Here is a 17,541-nt window from a genome sequence, read left to right as displayed (position 1 = left end):
TCGAAAAAATGTACGGTCATCACTATACTCCACAAACCATGTCCAACATGACTAAAGTTCTGACTGAAGAAGTAAATGCCTTTAAATCCAGAGCCTTAAATGATAAGTATGTCGCTATTTTTATGGACGCTACTTACATTCCACTAAAACGTCAAACCGTATCCAAAGAAGCGATTTATATTGCCATTGGTATACGAGAAGACGGCACTAAAGAAGTACTGAGTTATGCGATTGCTCCAACTGAATCAACATACGTTTGGAATGAGCTGCTACAGGATATTAACTCCAGAGGAGTTCAAGAAGTCTTGCTTTTTATTACGGACGGCTTAAAAGGCATACCATTTTACATACTTACCTTATCCACGACACATGTTGAGATAGTATCGAAGATAAAGAAAGTTGCTCCATGTTGTTTTTGCGAGATGGGGAAATCAAAGCCACATTGACAACCATGATGAATAAGCTTGCTTTCAGTCATAAGCTAATCCTAGAACCACTTTTCAAGTCAGTTAGCCAAATCGATGAAGAAAGCGACCGTGAAAGAATGGACGCTATTGATAAGCTAATGGAGTAACTATTGGAAGAACGCAATACCCTTATTGCACTGATGTCCAAAGGTTTCCTAGAACCTGCTCTTTTTAATCAGGAACGAAATGTTTTAGATAGTGAGATTAAAAATCTTACTACCGAAAAAACAAACCTGGTAACGAACTCTGCGAGTGGGGTTTTGCGAGCAAACGAGATAAAGGACCTCATTAATTATGTGTCAGCAGATAATTTTAATGGTGACTACACGGAAGAACTATTTGAAGAATTTGTAGTGAACATCATTGTAAATTCCAGGGATGAGCTGACATTCAATTTGAAATGCGGTCTTTCCCTGAAAGAAAAGGTGGTGAGATAAATGGCATATATTCCATATGGATACAAAATTCAAGATGGAGTGGTTACTGTCGATGAAAAGGCAGCAGGTCAAGTAAAGGTATTCTTTGAGAAATACATATCAGGACTATCCCTTACAGTGGCTGGCGAACAGGCAGGTATTGAAAAGACACATTCTGTGATGGGGCGCATTTTGAAAAACGTCAACTACCTTGGAAATGATACGTATCCAGCAATTATTGATAAAGAGATATTTGATAAAGCTGAAGAAGTTAGAGATAAACGTGCAAAGGATTTAGGACGAGTGGTAGAGCTTGCCGCTTTCACCTCTCCCCCTCCCAAAGAACGATTCAAAATGAAAAAGGCAGATAATAAGATGCCAGTGGATCCTTTTGAACGAGCAGAATACTTATACAGTCTGATAGAAAGCGAGGAATAAAGTGACAGAGAAAAATATAATGGTTATTCCTGCTCGTAAAAGAGTAGGAAGTACAGCCGCAAAAGAAAAGATAAAGAAACTTCGTGTTGCTGCCTATTGCCGTGTTTCTACAGAAACAGAAGAACAAAATTCTAGCTATGAGGTTCAGGTCTCACACTATACAGAGTTTATAAAGAAAAATAATGAATGGGAGTTTGCTGGCATCTTTGCAGATGATGGTATCTCTGGTACGAACACTAAAAAGCGTGACGAATTTAATCGCATGATTGCAGAGTGTATGGACGGTAACATCGACATGGTTATTACAAAATCCATCAGCCGATTTGCGCGTAACACCCTAGACTGCCTTCAATACATTAGACAGCTCAAGGATAAGAACATATCAGTTTATTTTGAGAAAGAGAACATCAACACCACGGATGCCAAAGGTGAGGTTTTGCTGACTATTATGGCATCTTTGGCACAGCAGGAAAGCCAGAGCCTTTCACAAAACGTTAAGCTTGGGCTACAGTACCGATACCAACAAGGAAAGGTGCAGGTCAACCATAAGCGATTTATGGGCTACACGAAAGATGAAGATGGAAATTTAACTATTGTCCCCGAAGAAGCTGAGATTATCAAACGCATCTACCGAGAATACCTTGAGGGTCAGAGTCTAGTGGGCATTGGTCGAGCCCTTGAAAAGGATGGTATTTTAACAGCAGCGGGAAAACCAAGATGGCGACCAGAATCAGTTAAGAAGATACTTCAAAACGAAAAATACATCGGAGATGCCCTTCTGCAAAAGACTGTCACAGTAGATTTTCTGACCAAGAAACGAGTGAAAAATGAAGGGCATGTTCCCCAATATTATGTTGAAAATAGCCATGAAGCGATTATTCCTAAAGAGTTATTTTTGCAGGCGCAAGAAGAAATTCATCGGAGAAGCAATATCTACACAGGAGAAGGCAAGAACAAAAGAATTTACAGTAGCAAGTACGCTTTAAGTGCCATCACCTTCTGTGGAGATTGTGGCGATATTTATAGACGGGTCTATTGGAATATCCACGGAAGAAAAGAATTTGTCTGGCGATGCGTGACTAGAATCGAGCAAGGTCCTGAAGTTTGTAAGAACCGAACCGTAAAAGAAGATGAACTTTATGGTGCAGTAATGACTGCGATTAATAAGCTACTTGCAGGTGGGAACAATATGATAAAGACACTGGAAGAGAATATTCATGCTGTGATTGGCGAAACCACAGAATACCAAATTTCAGAGATTAACAACTCACTAGAGGAAAAACAAAAAGAACTAATCAAGCTGGCGAACAAGGGTCAAGACTATGACCACTTAGCAGATGAGATTGATGAGCTGAGAGACAAGCGACAGATCCTTTTAGTAGAAGATGCCTCCCTCAGTGGCGAGAACGAGCGAATCAATGAGCTGATTGAATTTATCCGCAAGAACAAATTCCGCACCTTAGAATATGATGATAAGCTTGTAAGGAAGATAATCCAGAGCGTTACAGTCTATGAAGGCCACTTCGTCATAGCCTTCAAATCTGGCATCGAAATGGAAATATGAAAACCAGAAGTAAATAGCCCATGACTCTACAGTAGAGTTGTGGGTTTTCTTTTGCTTGCTGATTATAATAATATTTTAATAACTATTGTGTTTATCAACCAAATGGTTTATAATATTCTTAGCGTAAACTTGGAGGTGCTGTATGACTACGGCAGAAATGATTAAAGAACTGTGTGAGCAAATGAATATAAGTGTTTCCGAACTTGCTAGACGTATTGGCCAGACTCCACAGAATTTCAATAAAAAATTACAACGAGAAACAGTAACCTTGGATGAGTTGAAGGCCATTGCTGATGTGCTAGGTGTCAAGTTTGTGCAGGCATTTATTTTACCAGATGGAGAAGAAATAAAAATATCTAACGAATAAAGGAGGATGTTTATATGGTAGGTAATGTTATTCAAATAGTAACAGAGAAATTATCATCTTTGCCTTTTATAGAAGGCATCGTATTAGGGGGCTCACGTGCAAGAGGCACCCATACAGAAAATTCTGATATAGATATCGGAATCTCTTTGAATACTTCTTTCATCTCTATAATAATTTTTTCTTTAAACATAAATTACCTCCATTTATACCTTATAGGTGTTTTAGTTCTATCTATCCACTTTTTTGTTCGCCGATACAATCAGCATCATGGGACGGCGCATTTCATCCTGCATCCCCGGAATATCCATCATGTTTTCCGGCGGCTGCGGCTCCACAATATGATTTATTATAAAACCATTTGAAAGCAGTGTATTTAGATATGTGGTCAGTGTTCTATGATATTTTGTAACCTTTTCTCCCAAAAACACAGCTGTCCGTTTGCCCTCATAATAATAATTATCCACCGGAAAATGCAGTATTTTTCCTTTTTCGTTATAATGCCAGTCTTGTGTTCCATAGGCAGTAAAAACAGGATGTTCAACCGTAAAAACTAGCTTACCACCAGACTTCAGTATTCTATATATCTTTTTTACTAAAATCTCATAATCTGCTACATAGTGAAACGCAAGTGAACTTAATATTACATCAAAACTCTCCTCTGGGAATTCCACATCTTCTATAGCACAGCATTTATATTCAACCTGTGGAAAATGTGTTTTTTCTTTGGCTACCTCGAGCATTTTATGAGAAATATCAACACCTACAACAGAAGACGCTCCGTGTTCCATCGCATAAATACAGTGCCATCCATAGCCGCATCCTAAATCAAGCACACGCTTATCTTTAAAATCCGGCAGCAGCTTTCTCAATGTTTCCCATTCTCCTGCACCGGCTAGTCCCTGCTGTGAGCGACTCATTTGACTGTATTTTTGAAAAAATATATTATCATCATATTTGTTTTCTTTCATCTGAATTCCCCCTCGTTTAAAAAGTTATTTATCTCCGTTGCAATTTTTTTCACTTCTTTATAAAGCTTCTCGGTCATATCGTAGCATTCAAAAAGTGAAAGACTGAGTACTTCAAAAATATGATTAACCCTTTCGGCATATTTTTCAGGTTTATATTCAAAAGTTTCAAGCAGTTTTATAGCTTTCTTTTCGTTAATGCAATAAGCATTATTGCATGCAAATAGTACTTGATTTAAGCATGAAATAATACGAAAAACATGGCCTGCAATATAATATTTATCCTCTGCTCCCGCATTTGCTTTTACAAACATTAAAGAGAACTCTGCTTCAAATAAAAAAAAGTTTATCAAGCTCTTCTTTAGAGCACCAGGGTAAATTTCCGCCTGATTTTTTAATTCGCATAAGCTTTCATTTTTAGCATATTGTATCTTGCTGATCGCCAATTCTCCACGATACATAGCACTTATATAACCATGGGGATGCCCAGTCTGATAATTGGCAGTAACAATTCCTTGCTCCGTATCTTTGATTATTTGTTCCACCCGTTTTATATCACGTAAAATCAAGTCAACATGATACCCATTTATAACTAACCATCCGCCGCCATTAATCCAATCACCCCACGCTCCGGGAGGTACAACCAGGTTATTTCTATTCTCATCATCCAACTCTGTAGCAATTTGATTAATCGCTGTAATGTCAAATGATTCTGATTTGTAATAGATTCCGATATCTATATCAGAATCCTCTGTATGGGTGCCTCTTGCACGGGAACCCCCTAATACGATGCCTTCTATATAAGGCAAAGAGGATAATTTTTCTGTCACTGATTGAATAATATTATCTATCATACTGAATCACTCCTTTCAATATCAAAAGCTATATCCCATGCTGAGAAACGCCTTTTTTGCCATGTGTTCCTTATGCTTTACGTATATTTCTATGGAAAGGGGGCCTTCAAAATTCATCTTGAAGGCCTTATTTTGTGTGCCGAGCATGGCGCTAATCTTACTGGTGCGAGTCCAGTCACGGGTATTTACCGCCAAGTGTAGCGAACCACAAGTCGGTATCAGTAACGGTATGGATGGAGGAAGTGGTGTAGCAAAGTTCTTGAGCCTACGAACAGAAACTTGATAAGGCGATTAGGTGGGTAAGATTGCAAATCAAATCGAAGCCCAAATGGTAAACGTAAACCGAAGTTGTAAATCAAGAGGTTGTGGAATGAAAGATTAGTGCCTTACCTCGGGAGACCCTACTCACATACCGAAAGGTATGGTCGAAAAAGGTTTGGAGAGGGAGTCAGATGATGTCATAGTAGGCGTAAAGGCTGAAGGACTGAAACGATTTATAGTACGAATCGTTATGATTAAAATGATACATGAGCCAGAAATCGAATGGACAGGAAAAGTAGGAGCGTAACCGAGGAATACTGTCTATATTCAGAGGGGTGTTATGTATGAATTTTGGGATAAGTCAGAGGAGTAACAACAATGGAATTAATAGAAGTGATTTTATCAAAAGAAAATCTGAACAGAGCATATCAAAAAGTGGTAGCCAACAAAGGTGCGGGTGGTATAGATGGAATTACTGTAGAGGAACTGGGGGATTATATAAGGGAAAACAAGGACATGATTGTTACGTCTATTAGAAATAGAACTTATATGCCCAAACCGGTGCGAAGAGTATATATTCCGAAAGAGAATGGAAAACAACGTCCGTTGGGAATACCAACAGCATTGGATAGAACCATTCAACAAGCAATCGCACAGCCAATATCAGATATCTATGAGAAAATATTTAGTGAATATAGTTATGGGTTTAGACCGGGCAGAAGTTGTCACGATGCAATCAGACAAGCACTTTACTATCTGAATGAAGGCTATGAATGGGTTATAGATATAGACATTGAACAGTTTTTCGATAAAGTAAATCACGATAAATTAATTCAGATATTAAGAGAGCAAGTAAACGATAGTACCACATTAAATCTGATTCGGAAATATCTGAAAGCAGGAGTAATGGAAAAAGGACTGGAAAAAGCGACTATCACGGGAGTACCTCAGGGTGGTCCACTTTCGGTTGTATGTTCTAATGTCTATCTTGATAAGTTAGATAAAGAACTGGAGCAAAGAGGACTTCGTTTCACAAGGTATGCCGATGATGTGTTGATATTCACCAAAAGTGAGATAGCAGCCAATCGAGTAATGAAATCCATTTGTAGCTGGTTAGAAAGAAAGCTATTCCTGAAAGTAAATGCTACGAAAACGAAAGTGGTAAGACCGACAAGAAGTAAATATCTTGGATTCACATTCCTAAAGAATGGTTCGGAATGGAAAGTCAGACCGACCAATGAAAAGAAAAAGAAACTGAAAAAGAGGCTGAGCGAATATCTGAAAAGAGGAAAAGCGGTAGCGAGACCACTTGCAGTTACAATTAAAAGAGTAAACGAGATTGTACGAGGGTGGATAAATTATTTTAGAATTGGAATGATGAAACTGTTTCTGGAAGAGTTCGGGGAATGGCTGAGGCATAAAATCAGAGTAATTGTCATGAAGCAATGGAAGAGACCCAAAACCATTTATCGGAATCTAAGCTATCTGAACTGGAGACATAAGAACGGATTTAGCAATAAAGAGATATTTAAAGTTGCAAATTCGAGACTGGGTTGGTACAAAAGAAGCGGAATGAACGTAGTGAATTTCATTATCAGCAAGGATTTACTTGAAAATAGGATAAAAGATGGAGCCGGTCTGCTCAATCCCTTATCCTATTACTTAGTTAAAGTTGGAATATAAATTGTAGAGCCGTATACGAGACCCGTACGTACGGTTCAATGGGAGGGGCGAAAATATTTATTTTCCCTCTACCCTATTTCTGATTAGAGGTCTAACCTACTTAACGTTTAGTTAAAATCAATAACCTCTTTCACGGCCTACTTACGATCTGTCAAATACGAAAAGTAAAATAATTATCGGACTAAGTTTAATTTCTTATCTTTAATTTCATAAATTACATCAGCCACATTTTCAAGTAACCGTTTGTCATGGGTGATAAACATGATCGTTCCTGCATATTCCTTCATTAGTATTTCCAAGGCCTCCAGGCTTGGTATGTCAAGGAAGTTGCTCGGTTCATCCATTAGTAGGATGTTATATCTACCCATAAGCATTTTAGCTAGCAATAATTTCATAATTTCACCACCGCTTAAAATAGATAAGCTTTTTCCAATATCGTTCTGTTTAAACCCCATGGATGCAAGCACGGAACGAATTTCTGAAACATTGTAATCACAATCCTCCTTCATAAACTCCAGGACTTTCTGATTACTGTTGTACTTGTAACCATTTTGTGCAAAGTATCCTATTTTTGCCTTAGGTGAAATAGAAATTCCATCTTCATAGTTTAAGATCATTTGGATTAAAGTTGTTTTTCCTGTTCCATTCCCACCAGTTAGAGCCACTTTTGCTCCAAGCGGAATTTGAAAAGATGCATCTTCAAACAATACCTTATCTCCAAATATTTTAGTAATATCCGTACCGACAATAGGATATGGATTATGGAGCTCCAATGCTTTACTTTGCCTGAAACGAATTCTGCGAATGTCTTCCGGAGCTTCTACATTTCCTAAGGCCGCAATCCGATGCTCTAGAGATTTAGCGGCATTATGCATCTTTTTTTCCTTACTTCCCATTGATTTCTGATGAGCCAAACGCCCTCCACGTTCCGTACTTTTTTTCTTTGAAGCACCTTTTGCCTTCTGTTCTATTTTACGAGCCTGTTTTCGCTTTTCCTCCGCAGCCCTTTCCAATCGGGCACGTTCGGTAACAAATTGCTCGTATTCTGCAACCTGGTTCTTGCGTTCTTCCTCTTTCTGACGAAGATAATCAGAATAGTTTCCCCAATACTCAGTGATTTTGCCATCTTTCAGTTCCCATATTTTATCTACTACCTCATCAAGAAAATAGCGGTCATGGCTAATAACTAACAGTGCACCTGTAAAATATTTTAGCTGTCCGACTAGAAAATCAATTCCTTCACGGTCTAAATGACTCGTAGGTTCATCCGCTAAAATACCATGAACCTGTGCCGATAAAGCTTGTGCTATTTTAAGCCTTGTTTCTTCACCGCCGCTCAAGGTTTGTATATCTAATTGCTTAACACCAAGCTTGCCTACAAGTGCAAAATCTTTTTCCTCCTGCAAGGTTACTTCGTCCAACTGAGGGATATAGGCAAGTTCACCCAGACGATTCATTTTACATCCTAGAGGAGTTAATTCGCCTAAAAGCACCTTGAATAAAGTGCTTTTTCCTGCACCATTTGCTCCTACTAAACCAATACGGTCATAATCATATACTTCTAAATTATCTATATCTAAAACATCGCGTCCTTTAAATTCCACACGAATGTCTTTTGCTTTTAATATCAATTCCATAACATTTTCCTCCTGTCTATAATCGCATGTTTTCATTTGCTTGTACGCAGGGAAAACCCTGCGTACAAGCAGGAAGAATTACATGAAAATAAGATACATAAATATCCCTCCAATATTGTTTATTTTAAATCAAATTTTCTAATCTCAGTTATCATTGGGCAAACTATTGCAATGCAAATAATTAAAATACCTGATAGTAAAAACCAATGATTTACACCGATTCTATCAGCAAAGAATCCAGAAAGAATTAACCCAATTGGCATAGCAAGAGACATGATACTTCCAGTTAAAGAAAATACACGTCCTAAATATTCAGGCTTAATTTTCTCCTGAAAAAGAGCTGTTTGCACACCGCTGTAAAACGGAACCGAAAGCCCCATTATTGCACAGCAGACTACAAATATGAAAAATCCACTTTGGGGAAGTAATCCTGAAATGGTTAAGCTTATCCCCATCATAAAAATGGATGCCGTTATTAATAAGATTCGCTTTTGGTAATTCCCAAATAACCCTAATAATAGACCCCCTATCAACATACCAGAGGCATAAGCAATCTCCGTAATAGAAATATACATCGGTGTACCATTAAAATATTCCATAGTGATTAAAGGATATAAAGCATTTATGGGCATATAAACAAACATATATAATGTTCCAACGAGTAATAAAGCAAATAATCCTTTATTTTGCCGTAGTACAGCCATTCCTTCTTTCATTTCTCGTATGAAATTTGGTTTCAAACTTTGCACTTGATCACCCAGCTTAGGAATACGTACAATTGCTACCGTAATAGATGCAATCACAGCACCCAATACATCGATGGCAATAATAGCATTTAGTTCCCAAACGGAGTATAAGAGTGCTGCAACCGCCGGACTAACAATATAGCTTATAGACTGCAAAGACTGACTATAGCCTGCACATTTCGTAAGCTGTTCTTCTGGTACTAAAAGTGGCGTAACCGCATTGAGAGCCGGGGTGTGAAAAGCCGTTCCAATGCTACGGATAAACAATACTACCATAACCATCCAGATAGGTAGCTCCATATACAATGCAACAATAGCAAGCACTGCCCCAGCTGCTGCGATAATTAAATCAGCACCAATCATTATCTTCTTCCTATCATGACGATCCACTAATACACCAATAGCTGGTCCAAAGACCGCATAGGGTAAAAAACCTACTAGTGAAGCCATAGACAAGACTATCGCAGATCCTGTTTTCTCTGTAAGGTAAAAAATGATCGCCATTTGCAGGATGGCACTAGTGATTAATGATACTGCCTGCCCTGCCCATATTGTATAAAACTTAAGTTTCCAATTGTTGTATTTTTCCATTTATATTATCTCCTGCATATTATTTTGCTTGAATTTCTATTTTGAACAGCATTCTAGGCAATAAAAAATGCAGGCCAAAATCCACAATGTGGCTTTTGGTCTGCATACATACAATTTGGAAACATTCATATTAAAGACATAGTTAAATAAAGGTATAGTTAAATAACTTATATCTCACCGTAACTAATGAATGCTCAATATCGTATAAATAAGCACAACAAAAAAGCCTATCATCGGGGATAGATTCTGCTTTTTTTATTGCCAGCTTATCTTAAACGCATTGAGGCTGTCATAGTTTCGGTTCCTCCTAAACTCTTATTTGTATCAGCATATATTTTAACACAATAAGTTGTTTTAAGCAACGTTTAAAATTGAAAAAAGCCACGGACAGCGATAGCAAAATACGCAATACCGTCAATGGTCTCGATGAACAGTGCAAGCACTGCCATTGACGGTATTTCTTTATTTTGCTTATGAGCAGACAAGGGCAGTAAGCCAAAAGCTGGCTTACCGCCCCAATCACTCATTCTGTTATGCGTAGATAATCTCGCTGTAAATGATTTCTCTAACTCTGGACTGAATTTCATTCATTTTCTGTACCCACAGCATAGCATTATCTGCTTTCAGTTTCTCGGTCACATTTTCCTGCTCTGCAATTTGCTTTGTCAGCAGGAGCAAACGCTCCTGTGCCTGTCTGTCAATATCTGCAAGGTAGGAGTTTAGTGTACCCTCAATCAGCATTGTGGTATAGAGGAACTGCTTATGCTCCTTTAGATACTGCTTGTGGCGCTGTCCCCACAAACCGATAGGCTGTGTTTCTTCTTCGGAAAGTATCAGACAAGGGATATAATAATCTCCCTGCAATTCATACCATAAACCGTTGCTTTCATCAAAAATGTACTTGTCCATATAATAAATCCTCCAGTATAATATATTCGCACATACGTCACAGTTCTCCGATTGCCACATTCTCTTATATCTTGTTATCAGATTTTCTTGCCCTTGTGTTTGCCCTTATCAGCTTCCAAGGGAAGAATAAACGTAAGTGAAATCGTATAATAAGTTAAGGTGAGCATTTTGCGATAAACCCTTTATTTTCAAGGCTTTCGGAGGATTTTATTAAAACCCTGTGAGGGTTAATAACCACTTATAAAAATGTGGTTTTCAAATTGCAGTTTGTATAACTGGCAACCCAATCACAATTAAATCTTCACAGCTTTGCTAAGCAGGAAATCTGAAATGATATGCTCCCTTTATGAGAGACAGTAAAATAATAAACTGTCATCACGAAGAGAGCATATCTAAAGATTTCCTGCTTTTTTTATTTTATTAAAAAAATTATAATTCTGCAGAAAGTTCATGCATCCAGAAGGACGCAGCATCATATTCTCTTGGTTCAGATAATACTGGAACGGTGAGGACATCGATTGGTACGTAAAGTATTTTAGCCATTTTAGCAAGGATTTCATCACGAGGCTTTCTTGCATCTGCTTCATATTGTGCAATTCTGACATCAGCAGAATCTTCCGGAAAGCCAAGTGCAATACCTAGTTCTTTTTGTGTGAGATGATTTTTCTGTCTCAAATGTTTTAATTTTCTTCCAAACGTAATCATAATAGAAAATCCTTTCTGTAAGTTATTTTGATTGTGCGAGGTGTCAAATGATATATCATTCGGCACCTCTGGTTTTATGATCTTTATTCCCCGGTACTTCCGAAAGCACCAATATCTCTTGCTTCTCCGAGATCCAGAACAAAGTCGGCAATTAGAACGGGAGTGATAACCAGTTGCCCTACACGGGTATCTTTGCTGAGTATTTGGGATTCTGAACTAACATTGCTGATAATGGCATGAATTTCGCCACGATATCCGGAATCAATAGGCGGAAGTTCGCAGACCAATCCTTTTGCAGCCATGCTGCTTCTTGGAAAGACATAACCGGCATATCCATCCGGAATCATGAGCCCAAATCCTAAGGGAATTCTTGCAATCTCTCCTGGCTTTAATGTGCAGTCATAAGGCATATACACATCGGCGCCGGCATCGTTTTCATGAGGTCGGAAGGGATAATGATCTTTCTCTAACCCAAAGTCGATCAATTTAATTTTCATAAACAGCTTCCCTCCCTTCTACGAGCAGAGGATAATCTGCTCTCATTATTTCTAATGGAGACCAGTCTTTTGGGATGGGGATTCCACAGGACATAGCACCTTCTTCACAACATCCCCTTTGGCAGAAAGGACCGGTCAGCTTCGGTGAAAATAACACCGGATCGAATTCATATAGTTTCTGCCAGATGTCCAACATTACAATTCTTGTTTCGTCGGTATTTCTTCTGCAGATACGCTGACTGATCATATGTTTCCACTCATAAGGTGTAGCACAGATGATCAGAATATTTCTTAAAGCATGGGGGAGGGCATAGCCGGCAGAATCATGATGAAATCCCAAAGAACACAATTCCTGATAACATCTGAGATCCGATAAGCAGCTTTGCAGATAGAGATCAATGTATCTCTGTTCGGAAAAAAGGATTTCATATGGAATCGCAAATGCAGCTTTTTCTGAATAGTTGCTATATTGCAGAGATGCACTCATGAATTTCACTTCGTTTTGATGACGAGTGATCTGTGCAAGAAAACGTCTGCTTGCCCCTACAATCGCAACGGTGATCACCGTAAATTTTTGTACGGTTGGATGAGGTAGACTGGCAATCCGGTCTACGGTTTTATCCGTAAAAGATTTCTGATAAAGAGCCATAAGATCACCCATGTTTTGAATGCAATGCCCCTGTTGGGTAAGCCTTGCTGCGAATACCATGTTTTGAGCTGCTTTCTGAATGGTATAACTATTTAAAATCTTTGTCTCAATGTGATCCATAGGCTTGTTCCTCCTTTATCAATGCTTTCAGCAGAATGAGATAGTTGATGCAGTCTGTGATCTTCTCATCCCATTGTTCTAACTCAAATTGGAGCAACGAAGAGTAACACATATCATAGAGAGATACGACATGCTTCGACATCATTCCGGCCAGAGCAGTCTTAGGTGTGCATCCCTGTAATGAGGCAGCAATTTTAAATGCACTCAGGCGATCAATGCGGTCTCCGGTGTATTCTTTTTTCTTGTGTACCAGTACATCGGCACATTTTCGATATTGTTGTTCAAGGACAACATTAAATTCATTTTGTGTCATATTGTAATTCCTCCTTCGTAAAATGATTTATAATTCGGGTTCCCGTGTCTTTTGTTTTTTGGGAACCTGGTTGTGGAGAATTGCTTCCACATTTTTGTCTACGGTTCTTAAATCTTGTGTCAGATCCTTTAGAGATCGGATGGATGATTTTTGCTGGTCGATCTGTTCCTGCAAGCTGGCTTTTTGTTCCTTCAATGTTTTGATAGGAAGCATCTTTCCATCTGGATAAAAAGATTTCAGCCAGTCACGGGCTTCTTCATATGCTTGAATTTCAGCGGTGTGTTCCTTTCGGAATCTGCCTTTGTTTTTCGCTTTTAAAAATTCGGTATAGATTGCTTTCTGTGCAAAATATTGTCCGGTGTAATGAATCTGCCGGTTGATGCTTTTCAAATCTGCATTCATTTCCATAAGCTGATCTGTTGCCTGATCTAACTGTTTTTGAGATTCGGAAAAGGCACTTTTTAATTCGGTTTGGGTATTGTATCCATGTTCTTGCACATAGATAATGGTATTTGCCATTTCCTGAAGATTGGATATTTTTACCCGATGAGCATATCCGGGACTTTGCATTGCTTTCACATTTTTCTGAAGATCTACCACCAACCGTAAATGAGATCTGACATAAAGAATGGTTATCGGATTTTTTCGTAAGAAGAGCTGTTCTAAATGTTCTTTGCCGTATTGAGTTCCTAAAGCCTTCTCTGTAATCCGTTTGTCCCGATCCGGATGGAGATAACGATATCTTCCCCTCTCTTCAATAACGGAAATCTGATATTTTTCAAAAAGCAGAGATTGGAATTCCTGAAAGTTTTTGGAATGCGAGCTGCATTCTTCAATGGCATTTCTGAGTTCCTGCTTCTGTGTTTGAAATGTTGTGGCTGTTGGTTTCAATCCATCGGCAATGATTTTTTTATTTGTCTCTTCTAATTTTTTCTGTCCGGATTTTTGAGCCATATATTCTGCTTGTGGCACTTTAGTTTCAGCCGGAGAGAGAAGATCGATTTGATGAAGTCCCTCTTGGATGCACATATCCATAATTTCCTTTTTGAAATAATCCAGAAATTTATTTGTGGATCGGTGCTTGTATCCGGCTTCATGATCGTGAGGCTGCGTCATATAAGATTCTCTTTTTACTGTGTTTTTACGAACACTATTGATAACAATGTGCGTATGGATATTGCCGGATCCATTGTGACCATCGGTATGTGTCACGATAAGAGCCTGATATCCTGGAAAAATTTTCTTTGCAAGTTCTAAAGATAGAGCCTGTGCTTTTTCTCCCGTCAGATCACATTCAATAGCATCGGCAGGATCATAACTGATGATATAGTGATGACTTTTGATTTCGGATTTGCTTCGGTTCTTTTTAAAATGTTCATTACATTCATAGCATTCAACATCAAAAGTATCGGGATTACAGTTGAGACCATCCATGTATAATTCATCTCTTCGCAGTGGTCGATTAAATTCATCAAGAATCATTTTTCCGGTTGATTCATCATGTTGAAAGATGAGATAATCCAGAGCATCTGAATAGTTTGCATTTCGACTTTTAATATGTTTCACTATTGCCATGATAATCACCTATTACTTTTAGCAGTTCTTTTTTTAATCTATAGAGATCGTAAAGGCATTGCTGGATTTCATTTGCTACAGATTTAGAGTACGCTCCTCCAGTGTTAAAATACTTTGCAATCTGATTAAGATTAGAGCCGATTTTTCCATACTCTGCTAAGAGCATTTTTACTGTTTTGCTTTCAATGACAACCTCATAGTGTATGGCCATTTTGTGATCTAAAATCAGGTTTCTCAGATAATCAGAACGTGATAATTTTGCCTGAGAAGCGGCATGATTGACTAACTCTAATTCAATGTCACTTAATCTTAAACAGATGATATTAGAGTGTTTCATTTCATTTCTTTTTTTCTTCGGTGCCATGTTCCTCCTTTCTTAATTTGGCACTTCCAACTTTATGGCACTCCACAAGAAATATCAGCTGTCCCTTCTGATACTTCTGGTGTTGCGTACACATTTTATGTGGAAGCCAATCTGACATTTTGCAAATGTCAGTATCGAGGGTATGGGGAGCGAAATCCACATCAAGATAAAACTCAAAGTAATAGGAAAGCCAAAATGGCGATACCGTATTACTGAGTGGATCTTGCTCTTGAAAGATTAACCCTCTCATATAACGAAAGGCTCAGGGCAGAAAATACAGGGTGAGATAGAAAAAAAGTAAAAAAACTGCTATACTACAATTCAGAACAAAGCAAAAAAAACGATTTTGAGAATAGAGGTATGAAGAAAATGGTAAAACCAATTATGAAAGATATATTTTTTCTGGGACAAAAATCTGAACCGGCAACAAAAGCCGATCTTCAAGTTGGAAAAGATTTAATGGATACGTTAGCTGCGAACCGTGAGGGATGTGTTGGAATGGCAGCGAATATGATCGGTGTGAAAAAAAGTGTCATTATTGTAAATATGGGATTCGTAGATGTGGTAATGTTTAATCCTGTATTGGTAAGAAAAGAATCACCTTATGAAACTGAAGAAGGATGCTTATCTCTTACAGGAGTGCGTAAGACAACGAGATATCAGATGATAGAAGTTGAATATCTGGATATGAATTGGAAGAAACAGAAATTGAAACTTGATGGTTGGACTGCACAGATTTGTCAGCATGAGCTGGATCATTTGGAGGGCATACTGATTTAAGCCGAGAGAAATTTACAGGAGTGATACTTTATGGGAACGGAAAGAACAGATGAATTATATAAGGTTTTACTTACCAAAGGATATCCGAAAGAACTTTGTGCAGAAATAGCCTATAAGAATCTGAATACAGATTATACAGCGACCAGGATGTTGGGATACTTGTATCGTTACACAGAGCCCAGATTGGAAGATGTGATAGATGAAATGATTGCAATCCTAAGTGACCGGGAAGAAATCATAAAGAAAAAAGAAATGGAGCAGTCGCAGGCTGTTATAAATGAGATTTATAGAAATGGATTATAAATTTTTTTAGTCACCCTGTAAAAATCCTCTTTTTCCTTTCGTTATATAGAAGGATCTTTTTCCTTCCTATATGTATGAAAGAAGAAAGAGGGTTTTTTATATGTCAGAAAAAAGATGTTATACCGTAAAAGAGATTCAGGAAATTTTAGATGTAAGCCGCCCGACAGTCTATGCATTATTAAAGAAAAAAGAGTTCCGATGGATCCAGTTGGATGGAGGAAAGTATAGAATTTCAAAAAAGAGTTTTGATGACTGGCTTGATAAACAGCCGGAGTAAAAAATCTGGGATGTTGGTTGAGAGAAAAAGTCGCAATCGACATCCTAATTTTTTATTTGAAAATGATGTATGATGCAGAAAAGAAAGGAGAGTTGATCAGATGAATCAAGTTGTTATAGAAGAAACTTCGTTTGAAGAAGTGCTTTCAGAAATAGAGGAGAACAGTAAATACAAACGACTTCCTCCAAAGGAAAAAACCTGGATGACAGTTCCAGAGATTGGAAATCTTTTGGGACTAAAGAAGACAGGCAGATACTGGCTGGTTCAGAAAAATTATTTTGAATGCAGAGAAATCGCAGGACAGATGCGAGTGAATATTGCGAGCTTTGAGAAATGGTATGCAAACCAGGTGAAGTATCATAAAGTGAACGGGGAAGAACCGGGGAAAAACCTAAAAAAATGGTCTTATTCCATATCAGAAGTTGCCAAGATGTTGGGGATTAGTGAAACTACGGTTTATGATCTGATTAGACGTGACGGTATAAAAACAGTTACTGTTGATTACTGGATCAGGATTCCGAAAAAATCTTTTCAGGAATGGTATGAGAAGCAATCGAAATATCGCACACAGAAAGACAGGGAAAAGGACAAGGAGCTGGAAGGAGCAACAATTACCATGCCAGAAATGGCAAGGCTTCTGGGAATTCCAAGACGTCAGGTATATGAGATTTTGAAGAATTCTAAATACAGCCATTTTTTTGAAACGATTGAAATTGCAGAGAAGAAAAGAATTACAAAAGAGAGCTTTCAGAAATTTTTAGATGGACAAGATCATTATAAATTGGATCCGGCCAACGATTATGAAGAGTTGTCAATGGAACAAAATTTTAGTTTGGCAAATTACAGGCGAAAGAAATTAGCCAAAACCGGAGATCGTAGTAAGAATGGAAATCTGAGTTATCTGACATTTGATGAGGCAGCGTTTCTTGCAAAGGTCAGTAGAGGGATGATTTACAAATGGATGGATGATGGGAAATTTTCAGCAGTGAAGATTGGAAACATATCCAGAGTAAAAAGAGATGAATTTGAAGCTTGGTTGGAAGAAAGGAAAGGGAATTAG

20 protein-coding genes and 2 pseudogenes are annotated in these 17,541 nt (G+C 38.1%); 11 read left to right on the top strand and 11 right to left on the bottom strand.

Features of this window, described 5'->3' with window-relative positions:
- The 6 genes and pseudogenes from LU279_RS05640 to LU279_RS05615 form a co-directional block, all read left to right on the top strand.
- Nucleotides 1-338: pseudogene (locus tag LU279_RS05640) on the top strand (transposase); the annotation flags it as partial.
- Nucleotides 339-577: 239 nt separating this feature from the next.
- Nucleotides 578-904 carry a hypothetical protein gene (locus LU279_RS05635; protein ID WP_000392725.1) on the top strand — a complete coding sequence of 109 codons (327 nt, stop codon included), beginning with the start codon at nucleotides 578-580 and terminating at the stop codon, nucleotides 902-904.
- Complete coding sequence (locus tag LU279_RS05630; protein ID WP_000323438.1) at nucleotides 905-1,321, top strand: recombinase; 417 nt, start codon at nucleotides 905-907, stop codon at nucleotides 1,319-1,321. It abuts the gene before it with no gap.
- Between the two features lie 19 nt (nucleotides 1,322-1,340).
- The gene (locus LU279_RS05625; protein ID WP_002390960.1) at nucleotides 1,341-2,885 is read left to right on the top strand and encodes a recombinase family protein; all 1,545 of its coding nucleotides are present in this window, start codon (nucleotides 1,341-1,343) and stop codon (nucleotides 2,883-2,885) included.
- 142 nt (nucleotides 2,886-3,027) lie between these two features.
- On the top strand, nucleotides 3,028-3,252 hold the full coding sequence (locus LU279_RS05620; RefSeq protein WP_000205227.1) for a helix-turn-helix domain-containing protein: 225 nt from the start codon (nucleotides 3,028-3,030) through the stop codon (nucleotides 3,250-3,252).
- A 14-nt stretch (nucleotides 3,253-3,266) separates the two neighbouring features.
- Nucleotides 3,267-3,389, top strand: a pseudogene (locus tag LU279_RS05615) (nucleotidyltransferase domain-containing protein); the annotation flags it as partial.
- A gap of 90 nt (nucleotides 3,390-3,479) precedes the next feature.
- Here LU279_RS05615 and LU279_RS05610 read toward each other — a convergent pair.
- Entirely contained in the window at nucleotides 3,480-4,220 is a 741-nt protein-coding gene (locus LU279_RS05610; RefSeq protein ID WP_117500821.1) for a class I SAM-dependent methyltransferase, read from the bottom strand.
- Entirely contained in the window at nucleotides 4,217-5,071 is an 855-nt protein-coding gene (locus LU279_RS05605) for a nucleotidyltransferase domain-containing protein (RefSeq protein ID WP_117500822.1), read from the bottom strand. Before LU279_RS05605 ends, LU279_RS05610 begins: the two co-directional genes overlap by 4 nt.
- Before the next feature lie 639 nt (nucleotides 5,072-5,710).
- On the opposite strand from LU279_RS05605, the gene ltrA reads away from it, so the two are divergent.
- Complete coding sequence (ltrA, locus tag LU279_RS05600; protein WP_274421535.1) at nucleotides 5,711-7,015, top strand: group II intron reverse transcriptase/maturase; 1,305 nt, start codon at nucleotides 5,711-5,713, stop codon at nucleotides 7,013-7,015.
- Nucleotides 7,016-7,188: 173 nt separating this feature from the next.
- On the opposite strand, the gene msr(D) is transcribed toward ltrA, so the two are convergent.
- From msr(D) to LU279_RS05555, 9 genes are all read right to left on the bottom strand, one after another.
- A complete protein-coding gene (msr(D), locus tag LU279_RS05595) occupies nucleotides 7,189-8,652 on the bottom strand; it encodes an ABC-F type ribosomal protection protein Msr(D) (RefSeq protein ID WP_008976877.1) in 1,464 nt (487 codons plus the stop codon).
- 119 nt (nucleotides 8,653-8,771) lie between these two features.
- Nucleotides 8,772-9,989 carry a macrolide efflux MFS transporter Mef(A) gene (gene mef(A) / locus LU279_RS05590; RefSeq protein WP_008976876.1) on the bottom strand — a complete coding sequence of 406 codons (1,218 nt, stop codon included), beginning with the start codon at nucleotides 9,987-9,989 and terminating at the stop codon, nucleotides 8,772-8,774.
- 531 nt (nucleotides 9,990-10,520) lie between these two features.
- Nucleotides 10,521-10,898, bottom strand: coding sequence for a TnpV protein (locus LU279_RS05585; protein WP_008976875.1), 378 nt, complete (start codon nucleotides 10,896-10,898; stop codon nucleotides 10,521-10,523).
- A gap of 429 nt (nucleotides 10,899-11,327) precedes the next feature.
- The gene (locus LU279_RS05580) at nucleotides 11,328-11,603 is read right to left on the bottom strand and encodes a helix-turn-helix domain-containing protein (protein ID WP_008976874.1); all 276 of its coding nucleotides are present in this window, start codon (nucleotides 11,601-11,603) and stop codon (nucleotides 11,328-11,330) included.
- A gap of 83 nt (nucleotides 11,604-11,686) precedes the next feature.
- Nucleotides 11,687-12,100, bottom strand: coding sequence for a dUTP diphosphatase (locus LU279_RS05575; protein WP_008976873.1), 414 nt, complete (start codon nucleotides 12,098-12,100; stop codon nucleotides 11,687-11,689).
- The gene (locus LU279_RS05570; protein WP_274421534.1) at nucleotides 12,090-12,869 is read right to left on the bottom strand and encodes an FAD-dependent thymidylate synthase; all 780 of its coding nucleotides are present in this window, start codon (nucleotides 12,867-12,869) and stop codon (nucleotides 12,090-12,092) included. The genes LU279_RS05575 and LU279_RS05570 overlap by 11 nt, the downstream gene beginning before the upstream one ends.
- Nucleotides 12,856-13,182 (bottom strand): hypothetical protein, encoded by a 327-nt coding sequence (locus tag LU279_RS05565; RefSeq protein WP_008976871.1) that lies wholly within the window; start codon nucleotides 13,180-13,182, stop codon nucleotides 12,856-12,858. Before LU279_RS05565 ends, LU279_RS05570 begins: the two co-directional genes overlap by 14 nt.
- A gap of 27 nt (nucleotides 13,183-13,209) precedes the next feature.
- Nucleotides 13,210-14,757 (bottom strand): relaxase/mobilization nuclease domain-containing protein, encoded by a 1,548-nt coding sequence (locus LU279_RS05560; RefSeq protein ID WP_008976870.1) that lies wholly within the window; start codon nucleotides 14,755-14,757, stop codon nucleotides 13,210-13,212.
- Nucleotides 14,735-15,121, bottom strand: coding sequence for a plasmid mobilization protein (locus LU279_RS05555; protein ID WP_008976869.1), 387 nt, complete (start codon nucleotides 15,119-15,121; stop codon nucleotides 14,735-14,737). The genes LU279_RS05560 and LU279_RS05555 overlap by 23 nt, the downstream gene beginning before the upstream one ends.
- A gap of 369 nt (nucleotides 15,122-15,490) precedes the next feature.
- On the opposite strand from LU279_RS05555, the gene LU279_RS05550 reads away from it, so the two are divergent.
- The 4 genes from LU279_RS05550 to LU279_RS05535 all read left to right on the top strand — a co-directional run bounded on the left by LU279_RS05550 (nucleotide 15,491) and on the right by LU279_RS05535 (nucleotide 17,541).
- The gene (locus tag LU279_RS05550) at nucleotides 15,491-15,901 is read left to right on the top strand and encodes a peptide deformylase (protein ID WP_009247020.1); all 411 of its coding nucleotides are present in this window, start codon (nucleotides 15,491-15,493) and stop codon (nucleotides 15,899-15,901) included.
- 30 nt (nucleotides 15,902-15,931) lie between these two features.
- Nucleotides 15,932-16,204 carry a hypothetical protein gene (locus LU279_RS05545; protein WP_009247019.1) on the top strand — a complete coding sequence of 91 codons (273 nt, stop codon included), beginning with the start codon at nucleotides 15,932-15,934 and terminating at the stop codon, nucleotides 16,202-16,204.
- 100 nt (nucleotides 16,205-16,304) lie between these two features.
- On the top strand, nucleotides 16,305-16,481 hold the full coding sequence (locus LU279_RS05540) for a helix-turn-helix domain-containing protein (protein ID WP_009247018.1): 177 nt from the start codon (nucleotides 16,305-16,307) through the stop codon (nucleotides 16,479-16,481).
- 100 nt (nucleotides 16,482-16,581) lie between these two features.
- Complete coding sequence (locus LU279_RS05535; protein ID WP_009247017.1) at nucleotides 16,582-17,541, top strand: helix-turn-helix domain-containing protein; 960 nt, start codon at nucleotides 16,582-16,584, stop codon at nucleotides 17,539-17,541.

This window comes from Blautia sp. XA-2221, from assembly GCF_028767025.1.
Taxonomy (GTDB): Bacteria; Bacillota; Clostridia; order Lachnospirales; family Lachnospiraceae; genus Blautia_A.
The sequence above is the reverse complement of the archived record's forward strand: the minus strand, read 5'-3'. Positions and strand labels throughout refer to the sequence as shown.